At 68.1% G+C, this 26,721-nt stretch carries 23 protein-coding genes; 10 read left to right on the top strand and 13 right to left on the bottom strand.

What is annotated here, in order from left to right; all coding sequences use genetic code 11:
* Window positions 1-46: 46 nt before the first annotated feature.
* Complete coding sequence (locus CDO46_RS04545) at window positions 47-475, bottom strand: NfeD family protein (RefSeq protein ID WP_087837380.1); 429 nt, start codon at window positions 473-475, stop codon at window positions 47-49.
* Between the two features lie 146 nt (window positions 476-621).
* Here CDO46_RS04545 and CDO46_RS04550 point away from each other — a divergent pair, with 146 nt between their 5' ends.
* The gene (locus CDO46_RS04550; RefSeq protein WP_087837381.1) at window positions 622-2,550 is read left to right on the top strand and encodes a serine hydrolase; all 1,929 of its coding nucleotides are present in this window, start codon (window positions 622-624) and stop codon (window positions 2,548-2,550) included.
* Between the two features lie 295 nt (window positions 2,551-2,845).
* Here CDO46_RS04550 and ppsA read toward each other — a convergent pair whose 3' ends face one another.
* On the bottom strand, window positions 2,846-5,209 hold the full coding sequence (gene ppsA / locus CDO46_RS04555) for a phosphoenolpyruvate synthase (protein WP_087837382.1): 2,364 nt from the start codon (window positions 5,207-5,209) through the stop codon (window positions 2,846-2,848).
* A gap of 248 nt (window positions 5,210-5,457) precedes the next feature.
* On the opposite strand from ppsA, the gene CDO46_RS04560 reads away from it, so the two are divergent.
* Window positions 5,458-6,306: a pyruvate, water dikinase regulatory protein gene (locus CDO46_RS04560; protein WP_087837383.1), complete on the top strand. Its 849-nt coding sequence runs from the start codon at window positions 5,458-5,460 to the stop codon at window positions 6,304-6,306.
* Window position 6,307: 1 nt separating this feature from the next.
* Here CDO46_RS04560 and CDO46_RS04565 read toward each other — a convergent pair whose 3' ends face one another.
* Window positions 6,308-7,222, bottom strand: coding sequence for a LysR substrate-binding domain-containing protein (locus CDO46_RS04565; RefSeq protein ID WP_243724336.1), 915 nt, complete (start codon window positions 7,220-7,222; stop codon window positions 6,308-6,310).
* Window positions 7,223-7,528: 306 nt separating this feature from the next.
* On the opposite strand from CDO46_RS04565, the gene CDO46_RS04570 reads away from it, so the two are divergent.
* From CDO46_RS04570 to CDO46_RS04605, 8 genes are read left to right on the top strand one after another with little or no spacing between them, the layout of a single operon-like run.
* Window positions 7,529-8,479, top strand: coding sequence for a tripartite tricarboxylate transporter substrate binding protein (locus CDO46_RS04570; protein ID WP_087837385.1), 951 nt, complete (start codon window positions 7,529-7,531; stop codon window positions 8,477-8,479).
* Window positions 8,480-8,517: 38 nt separating this feature from the next.
* A complete protein-coding gene (locus CDO46_RS04575) occupies window positions 8,518-9,474 on the top strand; it encodes a tripartite tricarboxylate transporter substrate binding protein (RefSeq protein WP_087837428.1) in 957 nt (318 codons plus the stop codon).
* Window positions 9,475-9,527: 53 nt separating this feature from the next.
* A complete protein-coding gene (locus CDO46_RS04580; RefSeq protein WP_087837386.1) occupies window positions 9,528-10,307 on the top strand; it encodes a creatininase family protein in 780 nt (259 codons plus the stop codon).
* A 9-nt stretch (window positions 10,308-10,316) separates the two neighbouring features.
* Window positions 10,317-11,099: an HpcH/HpaI aldolase/citrate lyase family protein gene (locus CDO46_RS04585; protein WP_087837387.1), complete on the top strand. Its 783-nt coding sequence runs from the start codon at window positions 10,317-10,319 to the stop codon at window positions 11,097-11,099.
* A gap of 32 nt (window positions 11,100-11,131) precedes the next feature.
* Complete coding sequence (locus CDO46_RS04590; protein WP_087837388.1) at window positions 11,132-11,920, top strand: aspartate/glutamate racemase family protein; 789 nt, start codon at window positions 11,132-11,134, stop codon at window positions 11,918-11,920.
* On the top strand, window positions 11,917-13,167 hold the full coding sequence (locus tag CDO46_RS04595; protein ID WP_087837389.1) for a Zn-dependent hydrolase: 1,251 nt from the start codon (window positions 11,917-11,919) through the stop codon (window positions 13,165-13,167). Before CDO46_RS04590 ends, CDO46_RS04595 begins: the two co-directional genes overlap by 4 nt.
* Before the next feature lie 21 nt (window positions 13,168-13,188).
* Window positions 13,189-14,181: a hydroxyacid dehydrogenase gene (locus tag CDO46_RS04600; RefSeq protein ID WP_087837390.1), complete on the top strand. Its 993-nt coding sequence runs from the start codon at window positions 13,189-13,191 to the stop codon at window positions 14,179-14,181.
* A 30-nt stretch (window positions 14,182-14,211) separates the two neighbouring features.
* Window positions 14,212-14,625 (top strand): VOC family protein, encoded by a 414-nt coding sequence (locus CDO46_RS04605; protein ID WP_087837391.1) that lies wholly within the window; start codon window positions 14,212-14,214, stop codon window positions 14,623-14,625.
* Between the two features lie 3 nt (window positions 14,626-14,628).
* On the opposite strand, the gene CDO46_RS04610 is transcribed toward CDO46_RS04605, so the two are convergent.
* From CDO46_RS04610 to rseP, 10 genes are all read right to left on the bottom strand, one after another.
* The gene (locus CDO46_RS04610) at window positions 14,629-16,749 is read right to left on the bottom strand and encodes a LamG-like jellyroll fold domain-containing protein (RefSeq protein WP_087837392.1); all 2,121 of its coding nucleotides are present in this window, start codon (window positions 16,747-16,749) and stop codon (window positions 14,629-14,631) included.
* 117 nt (window positions 16,750-16,866) lie between these two features.
* On the bottom strand, window positions 16,867-17,661 hold the full coding sequence (locus CDO46_RS04615; RefSeq protein WP_087837393.1) for an RNA methyltransferase: 795 nt from the start codon (window positions 17,659-17,661) through the stop codon (window positions 16,867-16,869).
* Between the two features lie 30 nt (window positions 17,662-17,691).
* Window positions 17,692-18,420, bottom strand: coding sequence for a ribonuclease HII (rnhB, locus tag CDO46_RS04620; protein ID WP_243724362.1), 729 nt, complete (start codon window positions 18,418-18,420; stop codon window positions 17,692-17,694).
* Window positions 18,421-18,457: 37 nt separating this feature from the next.
* Complete coding sequence (gene lpxB, locus CDO46_RS04625) at window positions 18,458-19,582, bottom strand: lipid-A-disaccharide synthase (RefSeq protein ID WP_087837429.1); 1,125 nt, start codon at window positions 19,580-19,582, stop codon at window positions 18,458-18,460.
* A gap of 41 nt (window positions 19,583-19,623) precedes the next feature.
* Window positions 19,624-20,412, bottom strand: a complete 789-nt coding sequence (gene lpxA / locus CDO46_RS04630; RefSeq protein ID WP_087837395.1) for an acyl-ACP--UDP-N-acetylglucosamine O-acyltransferase — start codon at window positions 20,410-20,412, stop codon at window positions 19,624-19,626.
* Between the two features lie 12 nt (window positions 20,413-20,424).
* Entirely contained in the window at window positions 20,425-20,871 is a 447-nt protein-coding gene (gene fabZ / locus CDO46_RS04635; protein WP_087837396.1) for a 3-hydroxyacyl-ACP dehydratase FabZ, read from the bottom strand.
* A 52-nt stretch (window positions 20,872-20,923) separates the two neighbouring features.
* A complete protein-coding gene (gene lpxD, locus CDO46_RS04640; RefSeq protein ID WP_087837397.1) occupies window positions 20,924-22,045 on the bottom strand; it encodes a UDP-3-O-(3-hydroxymyristoyl)glucosamine N-acyltransferase in 1,122 nt (373 codons plus the stop codon).
* 43 nt (window positions 22,046-22,088) lie between these two features.
* Window positions 22,089-22,652: an OmpH family outer membrane protein gene (locus CDO46_RS04645; RefSeq protein ID WP_087837430.1), complete on the bottom strand. Its 564-nt coding sequence runs from the start codon at window positions 22,650-22,652 to the stop codon at window positions 22,089-22,091.
* Window positions 22,653-22,809: 157 nt separating this feature from the next.
* Window positions 22,810-25,083 (bottom strand): outer membrane protein assembly factor BamA, encoded by a 2,274-nt coding sequence (gene bamA, locus CDO46_RS04650; RefSeq protein ID WP_243724361.1) that lies wholly within the window; start codon window positions 25,081-25,083, stop codon window positions 22,810-22,812.
* Between the two features lie 141 nt (window positions 25,084-25,224).
* Window positions 25,225-26,559 carry an RIP metalloprotease RseP gene (rseP, locus tag CDO46_RS04655; protein WP_087837399.1) on the bottom strand — a complete coding sequence of 445 codons (1,335 nt, stop codon included), beginning with the start codon at window positions 26,557-26,559 and terminating at the stop codon, window positions 25,225-25,227.
* Window positions 26,560-26,721 lie beyond the last annotated feature (162 nt).

Consider the following 26,721-nt stretch of genomic DNA (forward strand, 5'->3'; position numbering starts at 1 on the left):
CCTTATGAGTGATGCCAGCGATACGGGAAGGCCGTCCGCAACGGCCTTAGCGAGTGGGCGAAAGAACGAGGCTGTTGCCGCGCATCTCGGTAATCACGAACTGCCCGGCGACCGGCTCGGCCCCGGGAGCGAGCTCGGCCTGCCAGTGCGCCCCACGATACCAGACACGTGCGGTGCGGTCTTCGTTCCAGGCGTCGACCTTGACGGTCTGGCCGATGTCCATGTTGACGTTGGCGTTGGAAGACGGCGGTCCTCCCCGTTTCTTCAGCACGTTCAGGCGCTTGAGCAGCAGCGTGCAAAGCACCACCGCCGCCGCGCACAGCACCAGTTGCCAGGCGATGTCCACGCCCAGCCAGGCCGCGATGCCGGCCACGGCGAAGCCCACGGCCACCATGAGCAGATAGAAGGTGCCGGTCATGACTTCGCCGATCAGGGCCAGGGCCATCAGACCGAACCATACCCAGGCGGGGTTCATTGCTGCCTCCTTCGAGCGAGAGCGGACGCGGCCCGCCGGCTCGGCCGCGCGGCACGAAACGTGCCACAGTGACGTATCTGCCTCTATTATGCCTGCCTGGGGGAAATGCCGCCCGGCCCCGCCCCCCGGCCACCGGAGGAACCCCCATGCGCATACCGCCCGCCCCCACTCCCGCCTATCCGTCATCCGCCAGCCGGCGGCAGTTCCTGGGCTATGGCGGTGCCGGCATGCTGGCCGCGGTCCTGCCCGGCTGCGGAGGGGGCGACGGCCCGACGCCCGCCGCCTATGCGCAAACGATCGAGTGGGGCCGGCAGGAAATCGCGCGCGCCCTGGCCGGCGATCCCGGCAACGTGGCCGCGGTCTCGATTGCCCTGCTCAAGAACGACACCGTAGTCTGGCAGCAGGCCTTCGGCCGCGCCTCGGTCCAGGACAACGTGGCGGCCACCGTCCTGACCCGCTTCAACATCGGTTCGGTCAGCAAGGTGCTGGCGGCGCTGGCCGCCATGATCCTGCGGGACCGCGGACTGCTGGACCTGGACGCACCCGTGGCGCGCTACCTGCCGGGCTTCGCCATGCTGTCGCCCGAGTATGCGCTGATCACGACCCGGCACCTGCTTTCGCATTCCTCGGGCCTGCCGGGCACCAGCATGCGCGATGCCTTTGCCTTCGAACCCATACCGGGCTACGCGGCCCATGCCGAAGCGGCCCTGGCCGATCAGCACCTGAAGCACCTGCCGGGCGAACTGGCGGTCTATTGCAACGACGGCTTCACGATGATCGAACGGGTGGTGGCGGCCCTGGCCCGGCAGGACTACGCCAGCTTCGTCCAGGCCAACATCCTGACGCCGCTGGGCATGGCCGACTCCGGCTTTCTGACGAAGAAGCCCACGGGCGGCTCGTTCGCGCTGCCTTATTCGGGCGGCAGGCAATATCCCCAGGAGTTCGTCAATCCGCTGGCCACGGGCGGCCTGGCCGCCACGCCCGGCGACATGATGAAGCTCGCCCGCATGCTGCTCGAACGCGGCACCTACCAGTCGCGGCGCATCGTGTCGGCCGACGGCATCGCGCAGATGGGCACCGACCAGACCACGGGCCTGGCCATCAATCCCTCGCCGGAATGGGTGTGGGGGCTGGGCTGGGACAGCGTGCGGCATCCCGGGCTGGCCGCGGCAGGCGTCCGGGCCTGGCAGAAGAATGGCGGCACGACCTTTTTCTCGAGCGACTTCTACGTCCTGCCGGACCAGCGGCTGGCCCTGATGGTGACCGGCAACACGGGCAACGCGCAACGCCCCGATACGTATCGCGCCGGCGCGCTGGCCGAAGGCGTGCTGCTGCGCGCCCTGGTCGAGGACGGCACGATACGCGCCCTGCCGCCGCTGGTCGCCCATGCCGCGCCGCCCGCGGCGGCATCGCCCGGGCTGGCCGACGCCGTGGGCGTGTACGCCAACTACAACCAGCCCACCCGGGTCACCGCCAACCAGGACGGCAGCTTCTCGCTGTCGTCCTGGAACGGCACCGCCTGGCAGCCGATGAACGGCGGTGCCAGATACAGTTATCGCAGCGACGGCTGGTGGTGGGGCAACGACGCCCCCATCAGCTACCGCTTCGAGGTCGTGTCCGGCACCGACGCGAACGGCCAGCCCTACCGCTATCGCTACCTGATGCTGCGCGGCCCCCTGTTCGGCGCCGGCTACAGCGAAACGACGCTGCCCGTGGGCCAGCAACTGCTTCCGCTGGCGCCGCTGGGCGCCGCCTGGCAGGCGCGGCTCGGCAAGACCTGGACGGTCATCAACGAATCCCCCACGACCATGCCGTCCACCCTGGGCGGCACACCCTATGCCACACTGGGCAGCCTGCCCGAGCTGCCGGGCTACATCCTGGTGCGCAACAGCAGCTACGACGACGGCTCGCCCGAATACCAGCTCCTGGCCCCGCTGGCCGCCGACCGCGCCGGCATGACCGTCAAGATCCCCGCCAACGCCGGCCGCGACCTGTACGAACTGCACTTCGCCACGGCTGGCGGCAAGGAAACGCTGACCATAGGCAGTTGGACCTACGAAGCAGCCACGGGCTGACCTCAAAAAATGCTCCCACGCTAGGCCTTCGGGCCGTCGCTGCCCCCCGAGGGGGCGTTTTTGCCTTGGGGCGGCCCGGCGGAAAAAATGCCCCCACGCTAGGCCCTTCGGGCCGTCGCTGCCCCCCGAGGGGGCGTTTTTGCCTTGGGGCGGCCCGACGGCAAAAAAAACGGCGCTCCAAAAGGAACGCCGCTCTCCACGAGCCCGGTTTTACCCCAGGATGCGGTGGATCCGGCTTTGCCGGTCCACCCGCATCGCCCCCTGGGGGGCGCGCGTCAGCGCGTAGGGGGGGATCCTATTCAGCCAACTTCTTCCAAGTATCGACCACCGTATCCGGATTCAGCGAGATCGACTTGATGCCCTGGTCCTTCAGCCAGACCGCGAAGTCTGGATGATCCGAAGGACCTTGGCCGCAGATGCCGACGTACTTGCCCGCCTTCAGGCAAGCCTCGATGGCACGCTGCAGCAGCGCCTGGACGGCCGGATCGCGCTCGTCGAAGTCTGCGGCCAGCAGTTCCAGGCCCGAGTCGCGGTCCAGGCCCAGGGTGAGCTGGGTCAGGTCGTTCGAACCGATCGAGAAGCCGTCGAAGTATTCGAGGAACTGCTCGGCCAGCACGGCGTTGGACGGGACTTCGCACATCATGATCAGGCGCAGGCCGTTCTCGCCGCGCTTGAGCTGGTTGTCGGCCAGGAGGCCGACCACGCGCTCGGCCTGCTTGAGCGTGCGCACGAAGGGAACCATGATCTCGACGTTGGTCAGGCCCATGTCCTGGCGCACGCGGCGCAGCGCCTCGCATTCCATGCGGAAGCACTCGGCGAACTCCTCAGCGATGTAGCGCGAGGCGCCGCGGAAGCCCAGCATGGGGTTCTCTTCCTCGGGCTCGTAGCGCGAGCCGCCGATGAGCTTGCGGTATTCGTTCGACTTGAAGTCGGACATGCGCACGATGACCGGCTTGGGATAGAAGGCCGCCGCGATCGTGGCGATGCCCTCGGCCAGCTTGTCGACGAAGAACGCGCGCGGGCTGGCGTAGCCCCGGGCCACCGATTCCACCGCCTTCTTCAGGTCGCCGTCGACATTCGGATAGTCGAGGATGGCCTTGGGGTGGATGCCGATGTTGTTGTTGATGATGAATTCCAGGCGGGCCAGGCCCACGCCGCCGTTCGGGATCTGCGCGAAGTCGTAGGCGAGCTGCGGGTTGCCCACGTTCATCATGATCTTGACGTCGATGGCGGGCATTTCGCCGCGTCGGACTTCCTCGACCTCGGTTTCCAGCAGGCCGTCGTAGATCCGGCCCTCGTCGCCTTCGGCGCAGGACACGGTGACCATGGCGCCGTCGGCCAGCACGCTGGTGGCGTCGCCGCTACCGACGACCGCCGGGATGCCCAGTTCGCGCGCGATGATGGCCGCGTGGCAGGTCCGGCCGCCACGGTTGGTGACGATGGCCGAGGCGCGCTTCATGACCGGTTCCCAGTTGGGATCGGTCATGTCGGTGACCAGCACGTCGCCAGGCTGGACCTTGTCCATGTCGGCGATGTCGGCCACCAGGCGCACCGGGCCCGAGCCGATCTTCTGGCCGATGGCGCGGCCCGTGACCAGCACGTTGCCGGTGGCCTTCAGGCGGTAGCGCTGCTGCACGTCGTTGCCGGACTGCTGCGACTTCACGGTTTCCGGGCGGGCCTGCAGGATGTAGATCTTGCCGTCGTTGCCGTCGCGGCCCCATTCGATGTCCATGGGACGGCCGTAGTGCTTTTCGATGATGACGGCGTAGCGCGCCAGCTCGATCACGTCGTCATCGGACAGCGAGAAGCGGTTGCGCTGTTCGGGCGCGACGTCGACCGTGCGCACGGCGCGGCCTTCGGTGCGGGCCGGGTCGAATTCCATCTTGATCAGCTTGGAGCCGATGCGGCGGCTGACGATGGGATACTTGCCGGCTTCCAGCGTGGGCTTGAAGACGTAGAACTCGTCGGGGTTGACCGCGCCCTGCACCACCGTCTCGCCCAGGCCGTAGGACGAGGTGATGAAGACGACGTCGGGGAAGCCCGATTCGGTGTCGATGGTGAACATGACGCCGGCCGCGCCGGTGTCGGAGCGGACCATGCGCTGGATGCCGGCGGACAAGGCCACGTCGGCATGGGCGAAGCCCTTGTGCACGCGATACGAGATGGCGCGGTCGTTGTACAGCGACGCGAACACGTGGCGGATCTTGTCCAACACGTCGTCGATGCCGACCACGTTCAGGAAGGTTTCCTGCTGGCCGGCGAACGAGGCGTCGGGCAGGTCTTCGGCGGTGGCGGACGAACGGACGGCGAACGAACCCTTGCCGTCGGCGTCGAGCTTGGCGAACGCTTCACGGATGTCCTTCTCGAACTTGGCCGAGAACGGAGCATCGACGATCCATTGCCGGATTTCCGCGCCGGTTTCGGCGAGCGCGCGCACGTCTTCCGGATTCAGGGAAGACAGGCGTTCGTTGATCCGGGTATCCAGGCCCGAATCCTTCAGGAAATCGCGGAAAGCCTCTGCCGTCGTGGCAAAGCCCCCGGGCACGCGGACTCCGGCGCCGGTGAGCTGGCTGATCATCTCTCCAAGTGAGGCGTTCTTTCCTCCTACCGAGTCAACATCCGTCATCCGGAGTTGCTCGAACGGCACAACATAAGACATGAAAGTCCCCTATTACAATGGCAAGAAAGCTTGTTTGGCGAGCACACGCGCCGGGCGATTCCGCGCCGCAATGCATGGTGTGCTGGCCAAACCCGCCTCCGCCGCGGCCCAGGGCTCCGTAAGCCTGGGCGTGCGCCATGCGTAACCGGGGTAATCCCCGGATTGTACGCCGGCCGCCGGCCTTTCTGCACATTGCTTGCTTCGTTTGCCTTTCCCATCCCCGGAAACCCTGTTTTTGCGAGATATCCATGCCTCAACCCGCCCCCGCCGCGAATTCGTACCTGCGCACCGTATTCGTGGTCTCCGACGGCACCGGCATCACCGCCGAGACCTTCGCCCACTCGGTCCTGGCGCAGTTCGAGAACGCCCGCTTCCGCCATATCAGGCTTCCTTTCATTGATTCGGTGGACAAGGCCGCCGACGTGGCCGCGCGGATCGACGCCGCCTTCACGGCGGACGGGCAGCGCCCCATCGTCTTCAGCACCCTGGTCAATTCCGAGATCAATACCCGCGTGCGCCAGGCCAACGGCCTGTTCCTGGACCTGTTCTCGACCTTCGTCGAGCCCATCGAGCAGGAACTGAACATCAAGTCCAGCCATTCGATCGGCCGCTCGCACAACATGGCCAACACCAAGCAGTACCAGAGCCGGATCGAGGCCATCAACTTCAGCCTGGCGCACGACGACGGACAGTTCATCAAGGGCCTGGAACAGGCCGACGTGATCCTGGTGGGCGTGTCGCGCTGCGGCAAGACGCCCACCAGCCTGTACCTGGCCATGCAGTACGGGATCAAGGCCGCCAACGTGCCGCTGATTCCCGACGACTTCGAGCGCGACGCCCTGCCCTCGGCCATCCTGCCTCACCGCAACAAGCTGTTCGGGCTGACCATCCAGCCCGAGCGCCTGGCCGAGGTCCGCAACGAGCGCCGCCCCGACAGCCGCTATGCCTCGCTGGAGCAGTGCCGCTACGAGGTGGCCGAGGCCGAGAAGCTGATGCGCCGCGAAAGCATCCGCTGGCTGTCGACCACCACCAAGTCGATAGAGGAAATCTCGACCACCGTGCTGCAGAAGATCGGGCTGGAAGGCCGGTTCTATTAAGTCAGGAAGCAGGCCGCGGCGGGCGCGCCAGCGCCTCGCTTTCGGCCGCATGGGGCCGGGCCGCGACCTCCAGGCACTCGCGCAGCACGTTCAGCAGTTCGCGCCGCCTGGGTTCGCGGGGCATGACCAGGCCCAGCTCGCGGTGGAAGACGTCCTTGCCCAGCGAGACCGCCCGGACGCCCGGCGGCAGGCTGTTGCTGCGCGTGATGGGCACCAGCGACACGCCCAGCCCGGCCGCCACCATCGCCACCATGGCATCCACGTCCTCGATGTCCAGCATGGCCTCGACATGCAGGTCGTGCCGGCGCAGGAAATGCTCGACCCCCCGCCCGCCGAACGAGGCACGGTCGTAGCGGATGAAGGGGTGGGCGGCCAGCAACTGGCGCCAGTCCTCGCCCGGGACGCCCTCCGGCACCGCCAGCACGAAGGGTTCGCGCACCAGCGGCTGCCATAGCAGCTCGCGCGGCAGCATGAAGGGCGGCGCGATCATCAGCGCGGCGTCCAGCTCGCCGCTGTCGACCTGGCCGATCAGGAACAGCGACGAACCGTGCACCAGCCGCACCGATACCAGGGGATGGCGGCCCCGCAGGATGCCCAGCGCCGTGGGCAGCATGCCCACCTGGGCGGTCTGGATCGCCCCCATCCTGACCGTGCCGCGCAGTTCGCGGCTGGTCACCCGCACGGCCAGCTCGTCGAACAACCCGACGATCTGGCGAGCCATTTCCACCGCTTCCTCTCCCGCCTCGTTCAGCGTGGCCGAGCGTCCGGTCCGGGTGAACAGGGGCGCGCCCAGCGCCTCCTCCAGGCGTTGCATCTGGGCGCTGACGGCCGACTGCGTCAGGCCGATGCGGGCCCCCGCCGCGGCGAACGTGCCCCAGCGCACGACCGCAAGAAACGTCTTCAGCTCGCGCAGCACGACGGCCTTCTCCAAATGATCAAAAAAATTTGACCTCAGACGAAAAACAAAGCGTTTTAGTTTAAGGATTTTTGTTTATACCATGGCTGTCATGGATGCCTGCCTTGGCGTCGCTTCCCACTTCGAACCCCTGGACACTGCCCTCCCCGCAGCGGGGCTAACTTCGCCCAAAAACAATTAAATCAACTAAAAACCAAATAAATACATCAAACTTCTTTCAACTTCATGGCACAGCACTTGCTTGATAACCCAGGAGACGGCGCGCAATCCCGCGTTCGCCCCTCTCTCTTGAATGGAACAGCAGGTATGAAGATCCCCTCCTTTCTAGCGGCCGCCGCGCTGGCCCTGACCCTGGCCCTGCCGGCCCATGCCTACCCGGACCGGCCGATCACCATCGTGGTGCCGTTCTCGGCCGGCGCCGGCACCGATCTGACCGCCCGCCTCCTCGCGCGCACCATGGAGAAGCACGCGGGCCGCAGCGTCGTGGTGGTGAACCGCGCCGGCGCCGGCGGCGAGATCGGCATGGCGTCGGTGGCCAACGCGGCGCCCGACGGTTACACGCTGTCCATCCTGAACACGCCCAACGTGCTGACCATTCCCATCGAACGCCGGGCGCAGTTCAGCCTGTCCAGCTTCGACGTGATCGCCAATATCGTGGACGACCCCGGCACCCTGAGCGTGCGCGGCGACAGTCCGCTGCGCGGTATCCAGGAACTGGTGGACGCGGCTCGCAAGGCACCGGGAACGCTGACCTACGGGACGGCCGGCGTCGGCTCGGCCGGCCATATTTCCATGCTGCTGCTGGAGCAGGCCGCCGGCATACGGCTGCGCCACGTGCCCTTCAAGGGCACGGCGGACGTGGCAACGGCCTTGCTGGGCGGCCACATCGACATCGCCACCGCCAACCTGGGCGAGGCCCTGGGTTTTTCCAAGGGCAAGCAGTGGCGCATCCTGGGCCAGATGGCGTCCAGCCGGTCCCCCATGGCGACGGACCTGCCCACCTTCGCCGAGGCCGGCTATCCCATCGAAAGCGGTTCGCTGCGCGGGCTGGGCGCGCCGCGCGGCACGCCGCCGGAAACGCTCAGGGCGCTCTCGGCGCTGGTGGACAAGGCCATCAACGACCCCGACTTCCGCCAGGCGGCCCGGGGGGCCGAGCAGAACGTCCGCTACCTGCCGCGCGACGACTACGCGCTCCTGCTGACGGGCATGCAGGGCCAGTTCGAGAAACTGTGGGCGGCCTCGCCCTGGAATCAATGATGCCGAGCCCCTCGTTCCCCCCGCACCGGACCGCCACCATGAAAACCGCCCTTCGCTTCCTTCTTTCCGCCCTCGCGCTGGCCGGCGCCTGCGCCGCGCACGCCGCCTATCCCGACCGCCCCATCACCATGATCGTGCCGTTCAGCGCGGGCGCCGGCACCGACCTGACCGCGCGCACCGTCGCCCAGTGCATGGAAGGCCAGATCAAGGGTGCCACCATCGTCGTCACCAACCGCCCCGGCGCCAGCGGCGACATCGGCCTGGCGGCGCTGGCCACGGCCGCGCCCGACGGCTATACCCTGGGCATCGTCAACACGCCCGGCGTGGTCAGCATCCCGATCGAGCGCCAGACGCGCTACACCGTCGCCAGCTTCGACTTCCTGGGCGCCGTGGCCGATGCGCCGGGCACGATCAGCGTGCACGCCGACAGCGGCATCCACTCCATCCAGGACCTGGTGCGCGCGGCCAAGGCGAAACCGGGCGGGATCACCGTGGGTACGCAAGGCGTGGGCTCGGCCGGCCACATCGCGCTCCTGCTGCTGGAGCAGTCGGCAGGCATCGAACTGACCCCGGTGCCGTTCCAGGGTGCGGCGCCCGCGCGCACCGCGCTGCTGGGCAAGGTGATCGACTCCACCATGGCCAACGTGGACGAGGCCGTGGGTTTCCGCAACGGATCGCCGTGGCGCATCCTGGGCGTGATGAGCGATACCCGCTCGCCCGTGGCCGCCGACCTGCCCACGTTCAAGGAAGCCGGCTACGACATCGTGGCGGGCTCCATGCGCGGCTTCGCCGGCCCCAAGGGCATGCCGCGCGAGGTGGTCAAGACACTATCCGACGCCATCCGCACCTGCGCCGCCGACCCGGTGTTCCTGGACCGCGCGCAGAAAGCCTTCCTGCCCGTGCGCTATCTGCCGCCGCAGGAACACCTGGACAGCCTGCGGCGCCTGGACACCTCGCTGCGCGAGCTGTGGAAGGCCAAGCCCTGGAACCAATGACCCCTTCACCCCAACGGCGGACCTTCCGCCATCCTGAACGAGACGAACGCTTCATGAGAACCGACCACAGCACCTATGCGGACATCCGCGCCTACCTGAAGAATCACGACACCCTGCTGGTCCCGGTGGGCGCCACCGAGCAATACGGCTCGCACCTGGCCACGGGCACGGAACTGCGGCTGTGCGAGATGATCGCCACCGAGGTCGGTGCGCTGACGGGCTTTGCCGTGACGCCCATCATCCCGGTCAACTACTCCGCCATGTTCCTGGATTACCCCGGCACGCTGTCGGTGTCCATGGCCACGCTGGAACGCTACCTGGACGAGATGTGCGACGGCCTGGCCGGCCAGGGCTTTCGCCATTTCATGTTCGTCAACATCCATGCCGGCTCGCTCGGTCCGATCGAAAGCGTCTGCCGCAATCTGCGCCGGCGCCATGGCGCGGTGGGCGGCACCATCGATGTCTTCACGGTGATGCGCGACGTCGGCGGCGTCGAATTCAAGACCAGGAAATCGCCCTCGGGCCATGCCTCGGAAATGGTGACCTCGGTGGCGCTGGCCAAGTGCCCGGAGCTGGTCTTCATGGACCGCGCCCAGGCCACCGAATCGCTGCGCCCCTTCGTGGACGGCGTCAAGACAGTGTCCAGCGGCAAGGTCAGCCTGGGCAAGTCCAGCTTCTCGGTATTCAGCGACATCAGCGACTATGCTCCCATCGGCACCCAGGGCGACCCGACCGGCGCCACCGCCGAGCAGGGGCACCAGGTATGGAACGCCGCGGTGGACTACCTGGCCGAGGCCGCCAGGAAGTTCAGCCAGATGTCGTTCCAGGCATAGGGAGCGGCCATGCGCAACAATCCGCTGAAAGCGCTCTGGCGGGCCGGCAAGCCGGCCTTCGGCACCTGGGCCACGCTGGTGCACCATCCGCGCTTCATGAAGCTCCTGGCCGTGACGGGCCTGGACTTCGTGCTGATCGAGATGGAGCACAGCGACTTCACCATCGCCGAGGTCGGCACGCTGTGCCTGGTCGCGCGTGAAGCCGGCATCGTGCCCATCGTGCGGCCCGCGGGCACGCAGCCGCACGACTACACGCGGCCGCTGGACGCCGGCGCCATGGGCCTGCTGCTGCCCAACGTGGAGACGGCCGGGCAGCTCGAATCCATCCTGCGCGCCACCAAGTACCACCCGCGCGGCGAACGCATCCTGAACATGCGCGGCCCGCACACCGACTACGTCCGGCTGACCCAGCCGCTGGAGCAGATCCAGGCCATGAACGAGCACACCCTGACGGTGGCGATGATGGAGTCGCAACGCGGCCTGGACAACCTGGACGCCATCTGCCGCGTGCCGGGACTGGACGCCGTCATGATCGGGCCCGACGACCTGTCGCAGGCGCTGGGCGTGCCCGGCGACATGAAGCATGCGCGCATGGTCGAGGCCACCGAGCACGTCATCGCCACCTGCCAGCGCCACGACGTGCCCTGGGGCTTCAGTTGCCAGGACCCGGCCAGCGCCGCCGAATGGATAGGCCGCGGCATCCGGTGGATGCCCTATGCCAACGACGCCGCGGCGCTGTTCAACACCTTCAGCTCGGCCGCGCAGCAGCTCAAGCGCGCGGCGGGCCGCTAGCCCCCCATTCCTTCATAGACCAGGAGTCTTCGATGAAAGCAGTCGCCATGTACAGCCCCTACGGCTGGAAAGCCAAGATCGGCCTGATCGTGCCGTCCACCAACACCGTCAACGAACCCGAGTTCTGGCGCCTCGCGCCCGAGGGCGTGACCATCCATACCGCCCGCGCCATGCTGCTGGGCCCCGCCACCGAGGAGTCCTACTACAAGATGGCCGAGGCGGTGAACGGCGCCGCCGACGAACTGGCCACGGCCGAGGTCGACGTGGTGGCCTACGGCTGCACCTCGGGCTCGATCATCTGCCCGCTGCCGGAACTGATCCGCAACATGAGCCAGCGCACCGGCACCCCCGCCATCGCCACCGCCGGCGCCGTCGTGGCGGCGCTGCGCGCGCTGGGCGCCCGCAGGATCGCCGTGGGCACGCCCTACGTCGATTTCGTCAACGAGAGCGAGGACAAATTCCTGCGCGACTACGGCTTCGACGTACTGACCCTGCAAGGCCTGCGCCTGGGCGAAACCCAGGAGGAACGCCGCGGCATCGGCCGCGTGCCGCCCGAGATGGTGTTCCGCCTGGCCCGCGCGATCGACCGGCCCGAGGCCGATGCCATCTTCATCTCGTGCACCAACCTCGCCACCTTCGACGTCATCGCCGAGATCGAAAGCGAGCTGGGCAAGCCGGTCGTGACCAGCAACCAGGCGTGCTTCTGGGCCTGCCTGCGCCTGCTGGGCCTGCGCACGTCCATTACCGGCCACGGCACGCTGCTGGAGCACCAGCTCGATCCCATCGACGAATCCAGCTACGCGCTGCCGTCCGCGCGATGAACGTCCCGCCGCCCGACCTCGCGCTGGCCAAGACGCTGTTCGCGCAGTTGCGCCGCGATGGCCACGACGGCGTGGGCATCACGCGCGATGCCTACGGCCCGGGGGAACAGCGCGCGCATGACGAGGCCACGCGCCTTGCCCGCGCGCTGGACCTGGAGATCGCGCGCGACGCCGCGCTGAACCTGTACCTGACGCTGCCCGGCCGGGACCGGCAGGCACCCCGCGTCATGACGGGGTCGCACCTGGACTCGGTGCCGGCCGGCGGCAACTACGACGGCGCCGCCGGCGTGGTGGCCGGGCTGGCGGTGCTGGCGGGTTGGCGGGCGGCCGGATTCGTGCCTCCGGCGGACGTGACGGTGATGGCCGTGCGCGCCGAGGAAAGCACCTGGTTTCCCTATTCCTACCTGGGCAGCAAGGCCGCCTTCGGCCTGGTCGGCCGCGACGCGCTGCAATTGCGGCGCGCCGACACCGGCCGCCCGCTGGCCGAGCACCTGGCCGAATGCGGCGGCGACCCGGCCGCGTTCGGCAGTGCCTGGCTGGATCCGGCGCGCATCGCCCGCTTCGTCGAGCTGCACATCGAGCAAGGTCCCGTGCTGGTGGACGACGCGCTGCCGGTGGGCATCGTCACCGGCATACGGGGCAGCCTGCGCCATCGCGATGCCCGCGTCCTGGGCAGCTATGCCCATTCGGGCGCCGTACCGCGCGCCGGACGGCGCGATGCCGTGCGCGCCGCCGCCCTGCTGGTGGCCGCCATCGACGACGACTGGGAACGGCTGGAGGCGCAAGGCCGCGACCTGGTCGTGACCTTCGGCAAGTTCTGCACCAATCCCGCCCAGCACGCCTTCAGCAAGGTGGCCGGCGAAGTGGACCTGTGCGTGGACGTACGCAGCCAGGACCGCGCGGTGCTGGACGAGGTCGACGCCCTGCTGGACGCCCATGCGCGCCGGCTGGAACAGGCGACCGGCACGCGCATCGAACTGGGCCCGCGCACCGGCTCGGAACCGGCGCTGATGGATGCGGGCATCCAGCGGTCGCTGGAAGCCGCCGCCGCCCGCCACGGCATCGCCGCGCGCCGCATGGCCAGCGGCGCGGGACACGACGCGGCGGTGTTCGCCCAGCGCGGCGTACCCACCGGCATGGTGTTCGTGCGCAACGACCACGGTTCGCACAATCCCGACGAACACATGGACATGGACGACTTCGCGCTGGGCACGCGCCTGCTGGCCGACGTTCTGGCCGCTCCCTGACTCTCTTTTCCTAGGAACACGATGAAGCCACCCGTCTGCCTGGTTGTCCAGCCCATCCACCCCGCCGGCATCGCCCGCCTGCGGGCCGCCGGTATCGAAGCCCGCATGGCCAGTTCGGCCGACATGGCCACCGTGGCCCGCGAGATCGCTCCCTGCCAGGCCGTGATCACGCGCAACGCCGGACTGGATACTGCCGCCGTCGAGGCCGGCGCGCAACTGGCCGTGATCGCCAACCACGGCATAGGCACCAACAAGATCGACGTGGCGCGCGCCACGGCGCTGTCGATACCCATCGTCTACACCCCCACCGCGAACGCCCGCTCGGTGGCCGAGCACGCCGTCATGCAGATGCTGGCGGTGGCCAAGCGGCTGGCCGCCTGCGACCACGCGGTGCGCGCCGGCGACTGGGACTACCGCTATCGGCCCGGCCTGCAGGAACTGCACGGCAAGACCCTGGGCATCGTCGGCTTCGGCATCATCGGCCGGCTGACCGCGGCCATTGCCCTGCATGGCCTGGGCATGCGGGTCATCGTGTATTCGCCGGCCGTGCCCGCCGGCGAGATCACCGCCCAGGGGGCGCAGCCCTGCCCGGCGCTGGACGAGCTGCTGGCGCAGGCCGACGTGGTGTCGCTGCACCGTCCTTCCCGGGCCGATACCCGGCACATGATCGACGCGCGCGCGCTGGCGCGCATGAAGCCGACGGCCATCCTGGTCAACACCGCGCGCGCCGACCTGATCGACACCGACGCGCTGGCTGCGGCGCTGCGCGACCGCCGCATCGCCGGCGCCGCGCTGGACGTATTCGAGCAGGAGCCCCTGCCCGCCGGCCATCCGCTGTGCGGACTGGACAACGCGCTGCTGACGCCCCACACTGCCGGCAGCACGGACGAGGCCCTGCGCGCCGCCGCCGAACAGTGCGCCGACCAGATCATCGAGGTCCTGGCGGCACGCCGGCCGGCCCACCTGGTCAACCCGCAGGTCTGGGAAACCCGGCGCCTGCCCGTTCCGGCCTGACCCGTCATCTTTCATGCACCGACCGTCATCATGCAATCGATCTTCCACCTGGCCTATAACGTCACCGACCTCGCCCAGGCGCGCCGCTTCTATGGCGACGTCCTGGGCTGCGCCGAGGGGCGCAGCACCGACACCTGGGTCGATTTCGACTTCTTCGGACACCAGATCTCGCTGCACCTGGGCACGCCGTTCAAGACCGAGCGCACCGGCCACGTGGGCGACAAGCTCGTGCCCATGCCGCACCTGGGCGTGATCCTGCTGCTGGACGACTGGCAGGCGCTGGCGCGGCGCCTGCGGGAGGCCGGCACGGAATTCGTGCTGGAGCCGCAGGTCCGCTTCCAGGGCCAGCCCGGCGAACAATGGACCATGTTCTTCACCGACCCGTTCGGCAACCCCATCGAGGTGAAGGGGTTCAAGTCCTTCGAGTCGGTGTACGCCGCCTGAGGATCAGGCGCGGCGCGCCGTCAGCCATTTGGCCGGGGGCAGCGGCTCGGCGCAGATGCGGATCTCGCCGATGTTGCCCAGGAAGCCGTTGGTGCGCTCGCCGGCATACGCGCCGCCGCCGATCACCATGCGGTCGGTGGACTTGCGGTAGGCGATGCCCGGCGCGTTGGCCGCGTTGCGCAGCACCGGCGCCCCTTCCACGTACATGATGGTCTCGTTCAAGGCCGGATCGTTGACGATGGCGATGTGCACCCATTTGCCGGCGATGATCTCGCCCGACCAGTTGGCCGCGGGAGACTTGCTGCCCGGGCTGTTGGGCAGCACTTCCCATTGCACTTCCCGCAGGCTCGAGATCGAGAAGATGATGGGGCATTCGTCGCCGTCTCCGCCCGCGAAACCGGGGATCTGGCCACGCCGGCCGTCGCGCTCCATGATGTTCATCCACGCGTTCTGGCTGGCGGTCCAGCTGCTGTCGACCTTGATGAAGGCCTCGACGGTGTAGCCGGCATCCAGGGTGGCCGTGTTGACCTGGGCATCCGCGCGCGTCGTGAAATAGCTCATGCGCAGCGGACTCGTGGTCGTATTGGCGAAGCGCACGCTGCCGGGCGCCGCGGACAGGTAATGACGGTCGTCGGTCCAGGTCAGGTCGCCCTCCTGCCCTATCGTGGCGCCGTTAAAGGTCAGGGCCTCGCGATACACCGGATTCCTGCCGGTCGTGTCCGCCACCACCTGGCCCACCGGCACCACGCTGCCGGGCGTTCCGCCGAAGAAGCGCCAGTGCGCCACCGTGGACGCCACCAGCGGGTAGTCGTTCTCGTCGGCGGCGGGCTTCTTCTCCACCGTTTCCGGTTCCTCATAGGTCGCCAGGATGGCGGCCTTGGCACGATCGTTGATCGGCTCGTTGCCCGCCTCGGGCGTCTTGAAACCGGGGTTGAAGCGGGCGAAGCGCTTCTTGAAATCGAAGTCGATCTCGAATTGCTGGTTGGCCTCGGTCAGCACCGCCACGTCGAAGTCGTTCAGCGTATCGGCGGGCTTCTGCGGCACCCACGGCGAGAACGACAGGACCTTGATCTTGTTGCGGGTCAGGTCGAACTCGTACAGGCGCATCAGCCCGTTGCCGCCCATGTAGGCCATCTGGTAGTCGACCACCATTTCCTCGACCGCGTTGCCATAGTCGTTGGTCTTGGTCAGGCGCGAGGCGCCGTGATAGTGGCCGTTCAGCGTCATGAAGATCTGGTCGTTGTCCCGGATCAGCTTCTCCCACAGCATCTTGCCGTACGGAACCTCCAGCGGGCTCGCGCCGTCCGCGGCGATGTTCAGCAACTGGTGGTTGACCAGGATGGCGGGCAGGGTCGGATGATCCGCCAGCACCTTGCGCGCCCAGGCGATGGCCGCGTCCGACGCGCGCCACGACAGCGACAGCACCAGGAACCGGTTGCCGTCGGCCTCGAAGATGTGGAACTCGTGGAACCCGGACGCATCGCGGCCGCCGAACGTCGCCTGCTGCTTCGCGCGTTCGGTCGGGAACCACTTCAGGTACGGCTCGGCGGCCAGGTTGCGCTGGGCGTCGGTGTTCGAGGCCTGGCTGCTCTCGTCGACATAGTCCACGTCGCGGATCACGTCGTGGTTGCCCGCCAGGATGGAGTACGGCAGCCTGGCTTCCTCCAGCACCTTCATCGCGTCGTCGGCGACCTGCCACTGGGCCGGCTTGCCCTGCTGGTCCACCACGTCGCCCAGATGGATGGTGAACGGGATCTTCAGGCTCTTGGCGTTTTGCGCGATCCAGTTCGTCTGCGCGCGGAACGGCGTCGATCCGTACTTGCGCTGGAACTGCGTGTTCTCGGCCTCGGTCGCATAGCGCGCATAGAACTGGGTATCGGGCAGCACCGCCAGCGCGAAGCTGGACACCAGGGTGGATGGCTGCTCGCCGTCTCCGCCGTTGCCGTCCCCGGGATTGCCCGTCTGCGGCGGCGCGTCATCGCCGCCGCAGGCCGACAGCAGCAATGCCGTGCCGCCCAGCGACAATCCGAAGCCCGCCTTCATCAGCAAGCGGCGCTGCCGGTCGGGCAGTCCTTCCAGCTTGCGGAGCGTGTCCGGGGCGAGAATGTTGTCCTTCTTGTTCATGTCCTGCTTGTTTCCATGCCACGAAAGCCGCACAGCGTAGCGATGGAACATGACAGGAGTACGCGGTCCGCATGCCGCGTTGAAACGCGCATGCAACCTTGGAGCCGCGGCTGGGCCCTAACCCGGAACGAACCGGCGCCGATGCTCGAACAGGCACACCGCCACCGCCGCCCCGACGTTCAGCGACTCGGCCGCCGGCTCCTGCGGAATGCGCACCCGCAGCGCCGCGGCGGCCTGAAGTTCGGCGCGCACGCCCTGCCCTTCATTGCCGAATACCCAGGCGCAGTGCCGCGGCAGCGCGGCCTGGTAAAGGCCCACGGCATCGTCCAGCGTGGTGGCCACCAGCGGCAGGTCCAGGCGCGCCAGCAGGGCCCGCAGATCGACCCGCTCATGGATGGTCAGCGAGAAATGCGCCCCCTGCCCCGAACGCAGCACCTTGGGCGACCAGGCGAAGGCGGTCTCGTCCGACAGGAAGACGTGGCGCACGCCGGCCGCCGCGCAGGTGCGCAGGATGGCGCCGACGTTGCCGGGGTCCTGGACGCGGTCGAGCAGCACGCAGCCTTGCGTGACGCGCTCGGGCAGCGGCGGCGCCGGCGTCTCGACCACGAACACCACGCCCTGGCCGGCCTGCACGTGCTCCAGGTCGTCGATCAGGTTGCCGTCCAGCCAGACCTGGCGGTCGGCCGGCACCTGGTCGCGCAAGGCCATGACTTCGGCGCTGGCCCGCTCGCCTTCCAGCCGCCGCGCGTCGAACACCGCATGCCGGGGCAGGCCCCGCCATTGCAGGTAGGCCTGGCACAGGTGCACGCCTTCCAGCACGGACAGGCCGGCCTCGCGCCGTGCCTGCGAGGCCTGCGTCAGCTTGCGCAGCGACTTGAATAGCGGATTGTCGCGCGAGGCGATGCGTTTCATGGTCGGTCTTCCAGGCGGCGATCCGCGCGGCTAGGCGCGCTTGGCATGGCGGCGGCGCGGGGCCGGCGCCTCGGGTTCGGGCAGGTCGTCCCAGGGCAGCAGGCTGTCCATTACCCGGGCCAGCGGCGTTTCCGGCTCGGGTATGCCCAGGGCCCGGCGCACGGGCTCGAAACTGCGGCGGTGTTCCGGGCACGGGCCGTGTTCCAGCAGGCAACGCAGGTGGTCTGGCGTGCCGTAGCCCTTGTGCCGGTCGAAGCCGTACATGGGGTAGCTGGCGTGCAGCCGGACCAGTTCGGCATCGCGCGCGGTCTTGGCCAGGATGGACGCCGCCGAGATCGCCTGTACCTGCGCATCGCCGCCGATCACGGTCTGCACCCGGCAGGCCAGCGCCGGCGCACGGTTGCCGTCCACCTGCACCAGGTCGGGCACGCAGCCCAGCCCCTCGACGGCCCGCCGCATGGCCAGCATGGTGGCGTTCAGGATGTTCAGCGCGTCGATCTCGGCCACGCTGACGCTGGCCACGCACCAGGCCAGCGCGCGCTCCTGGATCAGCGGGGCGAGTTCGTCGCGGGCGCGCTCGCTCAGCATCTTGGAATCGTTCAGGCCGTCGACCGGACGGGCCGGATCGAGGATGACGGCCGCCGCGTAGACCGGCCCGGCCAAGGGCCCCCGGCCGGCTTCGTCCACGCCCGCCACGCGCAGGGTCAGCAGCGTGTGGGCATCGAAGGCCGACAACAGGTCCGCTCCCGGCGATTCCACCGCGGTCCAGCCCAGCTCGGTCTGCACCCAGCCCTTCTCAGCCATGGCCCGCCACCTCCAGGATCGCCTGGCTGGCCAGGGCGGGCGTGTCGCGCACGAGGTCGTCATGCAAGGCGGTGAAGCGCTCTTCCAGCCGGCGGGTGGCGGCCTCGTCGGTCAGCGCCTTCCAGGCCGCGTCGGCCAGCGCGCGCGGCGTGGCCTCGTCCTGCAGCAGCTCGGGCACGACCGTGTCGCGGCACAGCACGTTGGGCAGTCCCACCCAGGGCAGATAGGCCTGGCGCCGCATGATCCACCATGACAAGCGCGGCAGCACGTAGGAAATCACCATGGGGCGCTTGAACAGCGCGGCCTCCAGCGTGGCGGTGCCGCTGGCAACCAGGACGGCGTTGCAGGCGGCCAGGATGTCGTGCGTGCCGCCTATGACGGTATGCAGGTTGGCCAGCCCCCCCACGGCCGCGGCGTGCGCCAGGAACTCGCGCTCGCGCTCGGCGTTGGCCATGGGCGCCCACAGATGCAGGCCCGGATCGCGCGCCTGCAGCAGCTTGGCCGCGGCCAGGAAGCGCGGAGCCAGGTGTCGAACCTCGCCGGCCCGGCTGCCGGGCATCAGCGCCAGCACCCGCGCGCCGGCGGCTATGCCGTGGCGGGCCCTGGCCGCGGCGCGGTCGGGCACGCGCTGGACGAGGCGCGCCAGCGGGTGGCCCACGTAGGTCACGGGAACGCCGGCGTCGCGATAGATCTGCTCCTCGAACGGGAACACCACCAGCATGTGGGAGACGGCGTCGCGGATCTTGTTGATGCGTTCCCCCCGCCAGGCCCACAGCGAGGGGCCGATGAAATGCACGGTGGGGATGCCGCCCTCGCGCAGGGCATGCTCCAGGCCGAAATTGAAATCGGGCGCGTCGACCCCGACGAAGGCCGCCGGCCGTTCGGCCAGCCAGCGCTCGCGCAGGCTGCGGCGGATGTTGAGCAGCTCGGGCAGGTGCATCAGGACGTCGGCGTAGCCGTTCACGGCCAGCTTGTGCATGGGATACCAGGCATCGAAACCCTGGGCCTGCATGTTGGGGCCGCCTATGCCCGCCAGCGCCAGTTGCGGCGCCCGCTCGTGCAGGGCCTCGACCACCGTGGCCGCCAGCAGGTCGCCCGAAGGCTCTCCCGCCACCATGCCGATGGACGCCCTGCCCTCATCCGGCACGCCGGCCTCCGTCAGCGCACGATACCGCGCGTGGCGGTATCGAGGAAGGCCAGCAAGGTGGACAGCGGAGCATCGAGCTCGGGATCCTCGGCACGCCTGGCCTGGAGCGCCGCGCGCGCCTCGTCCAGCGTCAGGCCCTGGCGGTACAGCGTCTTGTAGGCGGCCCGCAGTCCGGAGATCTGCGCCGGCGTGAAACCGCGCCGCTTCAGGCCCTCGACGTTGATGCCGACGGCCCTGGCCGGACTGCCCGAGGACGTGACGAAGGGCGGCAGGTCCTGCAGCAGCGTGGAATGGACGCTGGTCATGGCATGCGCGCCGATCTTGACGAACTGGTGCACGCCGGTCATGCCGCCCAGGAATACGTGGTCGCCGATGTGCACATGGCCGGCCAGCTGCGTGCCGTTGGCCAGGATGATGTGGCTGCCCAGCTGGCAATCATGGGCCACGTGCACGTAGGCCATGATCCAGTTGTCGTTGCCCAGGCGCGTCGCACCCGCGTCCTGCACCGTGCCGGTGTTGATGGTGCAGCATTCGCGTATCGTGTTGCCGTCGCCGATCTCCAGGCGGGTGGGCTCGCCGGCGTACTTCTTGTCCTGCGGCTCGGCACCGATCGAGCACGACGGGAAGAAGCGGTTGCCGCGCCCTATCGTCGTATGGCCGTCGATGACGCAATGCGGTCCGATCTCGGTGTCGGCGCCGATGCGCACGTTCGGCCCGATCATGCTGAAGGGGCCGACCGTCACGCTGTCGTCCAGCCGGGCGGCCGGATCGACGATAGCGGTGGGATGTATCCTCGCCACGAAAACCTTCCGTCAGGGTTCAAGGATGCGCATGGTGCACATCAGGTCCGCCTCGGCCGCGACCTGTCCGTCCACCAGCGCCTTGCCGTTGTACTTCCAGATGCCGCGCGACGAACGCTCGACGTTGACCTCCAGGCGCAGCTGGTCCCCCGGGACCACGGGCCGCTTGAAGCGGGCGCCGTCGATGCCGACGAAGTAGTACACCGTGTTGTCGTCGGGCTTCTTGCCGGCCGCGGTGAACGACGTGATGGCGGCCGCCTGGGCCATGGCCTCGAGGATCAGCACGCCCGGCATGACGGGATGGTGCGGGAAATGGCCGGTGAAGAACGGCTCGTTGATCGACACGTTCTTGATCGCGAGGATGGATTCCCCGGGCTTGACGTCGATGACCCGATCGATCAGCAGCATCGGATAGCGATGCGGCAAATGGTCGAGTATCCCCTTGATGTCCATTTCCATACAGATTCCAGTATTTGATGCGCGGCGGGCCGCTGCGGCGCCCGCCCGCCTTTTACTTCTTTTCCAGCGCCTTGATCCGCTTGGCCATGGTGGCCAGGTGCCTGACAGCGACCGCGTTGCGCTCCCACTGGGCGTGCTCGGTCATCGGGAAGAAACCAGTGTACTGCCCCGGCTTGTCGATGTTGCTGTGCACCGGGGTTGCCGCCGAGATGAAGACGTCGTCGCCGATCTTCAGGTGGCCCCCTATCATCGCGGCCCCGCCGATGGAACAGCGCTGGCCGATGGTGGTCGATCCGGCGATGCCCACGCAGGCCGCCATCGCGGTGTGGTCGCCGATGCGGCAGTTGTGGCCGATCATGATCTGGTTGTCGATCTTGACGCCGTTGCCGATCACGGTGTCGTCCAGCGCGCCGCGATCGATGGTGGTGTTGGCGCCGATCTCGACGTCATCGCCGATACGCACGCCCCCGAACTGCGGGATCTTGGTCCAGGCTCCCTTGGCCCGGGACGGATCGGGCGCGAACCCGAAGCCGTCATCGCCGATGACCGCTCCCGACAAGACGACGCAACGCGCGCCCATGCTGACCCCCCGGTACAGCGTGACACGCGGATGCAGCACCGTATCGGCGCCGACGCGGCAGCCCTCGCCCACGACGCAACCCGCACCGATGCGGGCGCGCGGCCCGATCTGCGCGCCGGCCTCGATGACCGCGAGCGGCCCCACGTGGGCGCTGGGATCGACGCTGGCGTCGGGCGCGACGACGGCCGACGGATGGATGGAGCCGGCGGGCTGGGGATGCAATTGCCGGTCGAACCATTGCCCGATCCGCGCGAACAGCAGATAGGGCGAATTGCAGACCACCAGCGGCAGCGCCTGCTCGGCGCGGCCTGCCTGCGAGAGGCTTTCGCGATAGGCTTGCGCCACCTCGGCCGTGACCAGCACGACCGCTGCGCGCGCATCGATCAGTTGCGACTGGTAACGGGGATTGGCGACGAAACTCAGTTCCTGCGGCCCCGCGTGCTCGAGATTCGCGATGCCCGCGACCACGACTTCGGCGCTGGGGAGCGCTTGCGCCCCCCCCGGCTCGATCGTCCACGTCAACCCGCTGGTATCGGTTTCGTCGAGCAGCCTTTGCAGTACCGGCGCCTTGGTCGTGTCAAGCAGGATGGGCATGCGAAGCTCGCGCGGACGACAGGAACATGCGAGAGCGGCGCAATTACTTGGCGCCGCTGTTCAGGGCCTTCAGGACCTTGTCGGTGATGTCGACACGCGGGCTGACCACGACGGCTTCCTGGAAGATCAGGTCGTAGTTTTCCTGCTCGGCGATCTGCTTGATCACGCGGTTGGCGCGCTCGAGGATCTGCGAGAGCTCCTCGTTGCGGCGCTGGTTCAGGTCCTCCTGGAACTCGCGGCGCTTGCGCTGGAAGTCCTTGTCGAGGTCGCTCAGGTCGCGCTGGCGGCGGGTGCGATCGGATTCGGACAGTACGGCGCTGTCCTTGTCCAGCTGCTCGGACTGGGTGCGCAGGCGATTGGCCATGTCTTGCAGCTCGGCATCGCGCTTCTTGAAGTCGGCTTCGATCTTGGCCTGGGCGGCCTTGGCCGGCGCGGCGTCGCGGAAGATCCGCTCGGTATTGACGAAGCCGATCTTGACCGGGGCCTGGGATGCCTGGGCATGAGCCGCGCCGACAGCGGCACTAGAAAGCACCAGCGCCGCCAGCACCCGGCCGGCACCCTTGACTGCAGAGGAGGCGGTCAGACTGGTGGCAGATGTCGAAAACATGCGGATCATTTATTTCTCGCTAGGAAGGTAGTCGTGTATTTTGCCACTAATGGCGCCGGGCCGGGCAAGCGCCCGGGGCCGCGCCCTGGTAATTGGTTGTAGCAGAAAAATTCCCGGGCGGGCATAGGCCTTGCGGCCGCCCGCCTCGTTCGCCTCGTCAGAACCCCGTGCCGATCTGGAACTGGAAGCTCTGGGTCCGGTCCTGCGGCTTGGCGTTGAGCGCCTTGCCGAAGGAGATCTTCAGAGGACCGATGGGCGATTGCCAGCTCAGGCCGATACCGGCCGAGTAGCGCAGCTGGCCCAGGTTGATGTTCTCCTCGTCGGCGTAGACGTTACCCGCGTCGGCGAACAGGAACCAGCGCAGCGTGCGGTCCTGCTGGGTGCCGGGGAACGGCAGCAGCAGCTCGGCGTTGGCGATGACCCGCTTGGCGCCGCCCAGGCTGTCGCCGTTCTTGCTGTCGCGCGGACCCAGCGAACCGCCGTCGAAGCCGCGCACCGATCCGATACCGCCGGCGTACACGTTCTTGAGCAGCGGGTACGGCCGGCCGCCGAAGCCCTTGCCGTAGTCGACCTGGCCGTTCAACGCCAGCGTCATGCTGCGCGTGATGGGCCAGTAGTACTGGTGCTGGTAGCTGGCCTTGTAGTAGCGCAGGTCGCCGAACAGCGAGGTTTCGCCGGCCGCGCGCTGGTAGGTGCCGCGCGTGGGCGCCAGCGCGCTGTCGCGCCGGTCGTTGCTCCAGCCCACCGAGAAGATGACGGCGTTGCTGCGAGCCCCGAAGGTATTGACGTAGTCGATGAAGCGCTGGGGGCTGCTGTCGTAGATGTCGATGTCGTTGGCTTCCAGCGCGGTGCCGAAGAACACGCGCTGGGTTTCCGTGAACGGCACGCCGAACGTCAGGCTCGCCCCCATGGTCTTGATGCGGTAGTCGCCGGTGTTGATCGACAGCGGACGCAGCGTACGGTAGTACAGGCTGGTCGAGCGGCTGATGCCATCCTGCGTGAAGTACGGATTGGTCTGGCTGATCGCGATCGTGCGGTAGGTCTTGCCGGTGTTCAGCTCCAGGCCGGCGGTGGTGCCGCTGCCGAAGATGTTGTCCTGGCTGATGCCCGCCGACAGCACCACCTTGTCGGTACTGCTGAAGCCCGCGCCCAGGTTGATCATGCCGGTCGGCTTTTCCTGGACGTTCACGTTGACGTCGATCTGGTCGGGCGTGCCCGGCACCGGCGGCGTCTCGATGTTGATGTTCTGGAAGTAGCCCAGGCGGTCGATCCGGTCGCGCGACAGCTGGATCTTGCCGGCGTCGTACCAGGCGCTCTCGAGCTGGCGCATCTCGCGGCGGATCACGACGTCGCGGGTGCGGGTGTTGCCGCCGATGTTCACGCGGCGCACGTACACGCGGCGGTTGGGATCGACGAAGAAGGTGATGGCCGCCGTTTTTTTCTCGCGATCGACCTGGGGCGTGGCGTTGACGTTACTGAAGGCATAGCCCAGCTTGCCCAGGTAGTCGGTGATGGCCTTGCTGGAGGCGTTGACCTTCTCGGCCGAGAAGGTCTCGCCCGGCTTGACCGTGATCAGCTTGTTGAGCTCGTCGTCCAGGCCCAGCAGGTCGCCCGCCAGCTTGACGTCGCTGACCGAGTATTTGTCGCCTTCGGTGATGGACAGGGTGATGAAGATGTCCTTGCGGTCGGGCGAGATCGTGACCTGCGGCGAATCGACGTTGAATTCCAGGTAGCCCCGGTTCATGTAGTACGAACGCAGCGTTTCGATGTCGCCCTGCAGCTTCTGCCGCGAATACTGGTCGGCCTTGGTGTACCAGGTCAGCCAGCCCGGCGTGGTCAGCTGCAGCAGGTCCAGCAGTTCGCTTTCGCGGATGGCCTTGGCGCCGATGATCTTGATGCCCGCGATGCGCGCGACGTCGCCCTCGAAGATGTCGAAGGTGATGCCGACGCGGTTGCGCTCGAGCGGCGTGATCGTGGGCACGATCTCGACCGAGTACTTGCCGCGCGCCAGGTACTGGCGCTTGAGTTCCTGCACGGCGCGATCGAGCAAGGCGCGGTCGAAGATGCGGGCCTCGGCGAAGCCCACTTCGGCCAGCGACTTGAGCACGTTGGCGGACTCGAATTCGCGCATGCCGTTGAAGGAGATCGCGGCGATCGCCGGGCGTTCGTCGACGATGACCACCACCACGTCGTTCTCGACCTCGATGCGCACGTCGCGGAAGAAGCCGGTACCGTACAGCGCCCGCACCGCCTGCGTGGCCTGCTCTTCGGTGAAGCGTTCGCCCACCTTGACCGGCAGGTATCCGAACACCGTACCGGCCTCGGTACGCTGGATGCCTTCCACCCGGATATCGCGGACGACGAAGGGATCGAAGGCGTAGGCCAGGGGGGTGGCCGCCATGGCCAGCAAAATGGACAGCAGACGCGGCATGCGCCGGGTGCGATTGGTCATGCGTAATCCCGGAGTTTTCTTAATTGAGTGATATGCGAAAGCGCGGCGTGCGGCTCGACCCGGCCCGGGCGGTCGAGGCACGGTCCGCTAAGGCGGCAGGCAAGGCGGCGCGCATGGGTTCTAGGTCAGCAGTCGCGTAAAGTCGTTGAACAAGGCAACGGCCATCAGCACCATCAGGATGCCGAACCCGGCGCGCTGCCCCATTTCCATCCAGCGTTCCGGCGGCGGACTGCCCCGGATGATCTCGACGAGATAATACAGCAGGTGCCCCCCGTCCAGCATGGGAATGGGCAGGAGATTCAGCACGCCCAGGCTGACGCTGACCAGCGCCAGGAAGGCGATGTAGGCCTCCAGGCCCATCCTGGCCGTCTGGCCGGCGTAGTCGGCGATGGTCACCGGCCCGCTGAGGTTGCTCAGGGCCACGTCCCCCACCAGCATCTTGCCCAGCATCCGCAGCGAGAACCAGGACACCTCGGCGGTGCGGCGGGCGCCCATGGCCAGGCTTTCGACCGGACCATGGCGCACGGTGATGAGCTGGATGTCGCCGCCGATCTGGGCGCCGATGCGGCCCACCAGCGTACCGTCCGCCTGGCGCTCCTCGCGCGGCAGGACGTCGATCGCCAGCGCCGCCCCGTCGCGTATCACGGACAGGCGCAGCGGCTGGCCGGCATGCGCCTGGATCAGCGTGATCAGTTCGGTGGCCGAGGGATCCTTCTTGTCGCCTGCCGCCACCACCCTGTCGCCGGCCAGCAGGCCCGCCTGGGCGGCGGCGCTCTCGGGCACGATGCCGCGGATCACGGGTTTCGGGCTGGCCAGGCCGAAGCCCTCGCGGCCCAGCACGTCGCCTTCCATCTGGCCCAGCGCGGCGCGGGAGAAGTCGACCGTGCGCACGCGGCGCTCGCCGCTGGCCGTCTGCACCTCGACGGCGGGACGGGCCTTGTCGGTCAGGCTCTTGAGCAGCATCCACCGCGCGTCGCCCCAGGTACCCACCTGGGCGCCGTCGATGGCGAGGATGCGGTCGCCCGCCTGGACGCCCGCCGCGAAGGCCGGCGTGCCGGCCGCCGGCGCGCCCAGCACGGCCGCCGGTTCCTTGACGCCGGCCATGTTCAGCGCCGCGTACAGCAGCGCCGCGAGCACCAGGTTGAACACCGGCCCGGCCGCGACGATGGCGATGCGCTTGCCCACCGGCTGGGCATTGAACGCGCGGCCCCGCTCGGCGGCGGGCACCTCGCCCTCGCGCTCGTCCAGCATCTTCACGTAACCGCCCAGCGGGATCGCCGACAGGGCCCATTCGGTGCCGTGGCGGTCGGTGCGCTTGCACAGCACCTTGCCGAATCCCACCGAGAACCTCAGGATGCGCACCCCGCACGCGCGGGCCACGAGGTAGTGCCCCAGTTCGTGGATCACCACCAGCACGCCCAGCGCGACGGCGAAGGCCGCCAACGTCAACAACATGGAAATCTCCTTGCTCCGGCATCCTGGCCTGGACGCCGAACCGACGATTTAACACGGAAATGCACGCCGGCTCCGGCAATACACGGGGAATCTCGGTAAGCGAACATGACAGGATCATCGGCCAAAGGCCGGTGGCCGCCAACCCGGGTGCGCGGCAAGCGC

It is taken from the genome of Pigmentiphaga sp. NML030171 (assembly GCF_002188635.1).
GTDB lineage: Bacteria > Pseudomonadota > Gammaproteobacteria > Burkholderiales > Burkholderiaceae_B > Pigmentiphaga > Pigmentiphaga daeguensis.

What these genes read in the sequence shown, in the direction of transcription:
- CDO46_RS04545 (WP_087837380.1), bottom strand. Translation starts at nt 475, where the DNA reads ATGAACCCCGCCTGGGTATGGTTCGGTCTGATGGCCCTGGCCCTGATC.
- CDO46_RS04550 (WP_087837381.1), top strand. Translation starts at nt 622, where the DNA reads ATGCGCATACCGCCCGCCCCCACTCCCGCCTATCCGTCATCCGCCAGC.
- ppsA (WP_087837382.1), bottom strand. Translation starts at nt 5,209, where the DNA reads ATGTCTTATGTTGTGCCGTTCGAGCAACTCCGGATGACGGATGTTGAC.
- CDO46_RS04560 (WP_087837383.1), top strand. Translation starts at nt 5,458, where the DNA reads ATGCCTCAACCCGCCCCCGCCGCGAATTCGTACCTGCGCACCGTATTC.
- CDO46_RS04570 (WP_087837385.1), top strand. Translation starts at nt 7,529, where the DNA reads ATGAAGATCCCCTCCTTTCTAGCGGCCGCCGCGCTGGCCCTGACCCTG.
- CDO46_RS04575 (WP_087837428.1), top strand. Translation starts at nt 8,518, where the DNA reads ATGAAAACCGCCCTTCGCTTCCTTCTTTCCGCCCTCGCGCTGGCCGGC.
- CDO46_RS04580 (WP_087837386.1), top strand. Translation starts at nt 9,528, where the DNA reads ATGAGAACCGACCACAGCACCTATGCGGACATCCGCGCCTACCTGAAG.
- CDO46_RS04585 (WP_087837387.1), top strand. Translation starts at nt 10,317, where the DNA reads ATGCGCAACAATCCGCTGAAAGCGCTCTGGCGGGCCGGCAAGCCGGCC.
- CDO46_RS04590 (WP_087837388.1), top strand. Translation starts at nt 11,132, where the DNA reads ATGAAAGCAGTCGCCATGTACAGCCCCTACGGCTGGAAAGCCAAGATC.
- CDO46_RS04595 (WP_087837389.1), top strand. Translation starts at nt 11,917, where the DNA reads ATGAACGTCCCGCCGCCCGACCTCGCGCTGGCCAAGACGCTGTTCGCG.
- CDO46_RS04600 (WP_087837390.1), top strand. Translation starts at nt 13,189, where the DNA reads ATGAAGCCACCCGTCTGCCTGGTTGTCCAGCCCATCCACCCCGCCGGC.
- CDO46_RS04605 (WP_087837391.1), top strand. Translation starts at nt 14,212, where the DNA reads ATGCAATCGATCTTCCACCTGGCCTATAACGTCACCGACCTCGCCCAG.
- CDO46_RS04610 (WP_087837392.1), bottom strand. Translation starts at nt 16,749, where the DNA reads ATGAACAAGAAGGACAACATTCTCGCCCCGGACACGCTCCGCAAGCTG.
- CDO46_RS04615 (WP_087837393.1), bottom strand. Translation starts at nt 17,661, where the DNA reads ATGAAACGCATCGCCTCGCGCGACAATCCGCTATTCAAGTCGCTGCGC.
- lpxB (WP_087837429.1), bottom strand. Translation starts at nt 19,582, where the DNA reads ATGGTGGCGGGAGAGCCTTCGGGCGACCTGCTGGCGGCCACGGTGGTC.
- fabZ (WP_087837396.1), bottom strand. Translation starts at nt 20,871, where the DNA reads ATGGAAATGGACATCAAGGGGATACTCGACCATTTGCCGCATCGCTAT.
- lpxD (WP_087837397.1), bottom strand. Translation starts at nt 22,045, where the DNA reads ATGCCCATCCTGCTTGACACGACCAAGGCGCCGGTACTGCAAAGGCTG.
- CDO46_RS04645 (WP_087837430.1), bottom strand. Translation starts at nt 22,652, where the DNA reads ATGTTTTCGACATCTGCCACCAGTCTGACCGCCTCCTCTGCAGTCAAG.
- bamA (WP_243724361.1), bottom strand. Translation starts at nt 25,083, where the DNA reads ATGCCGCGTCTGCTGTCCATTTTGCTGGCCATGGCGGCCACCCCCCTG.
- rseP (WP_087837399.1), bottom strand. Translation starts at nt 26,559, where the DNA reads ATGTTGTTGACGTTGGCGGCCTTCGCCGTCGCGCTGGGCGTGCTGGTG.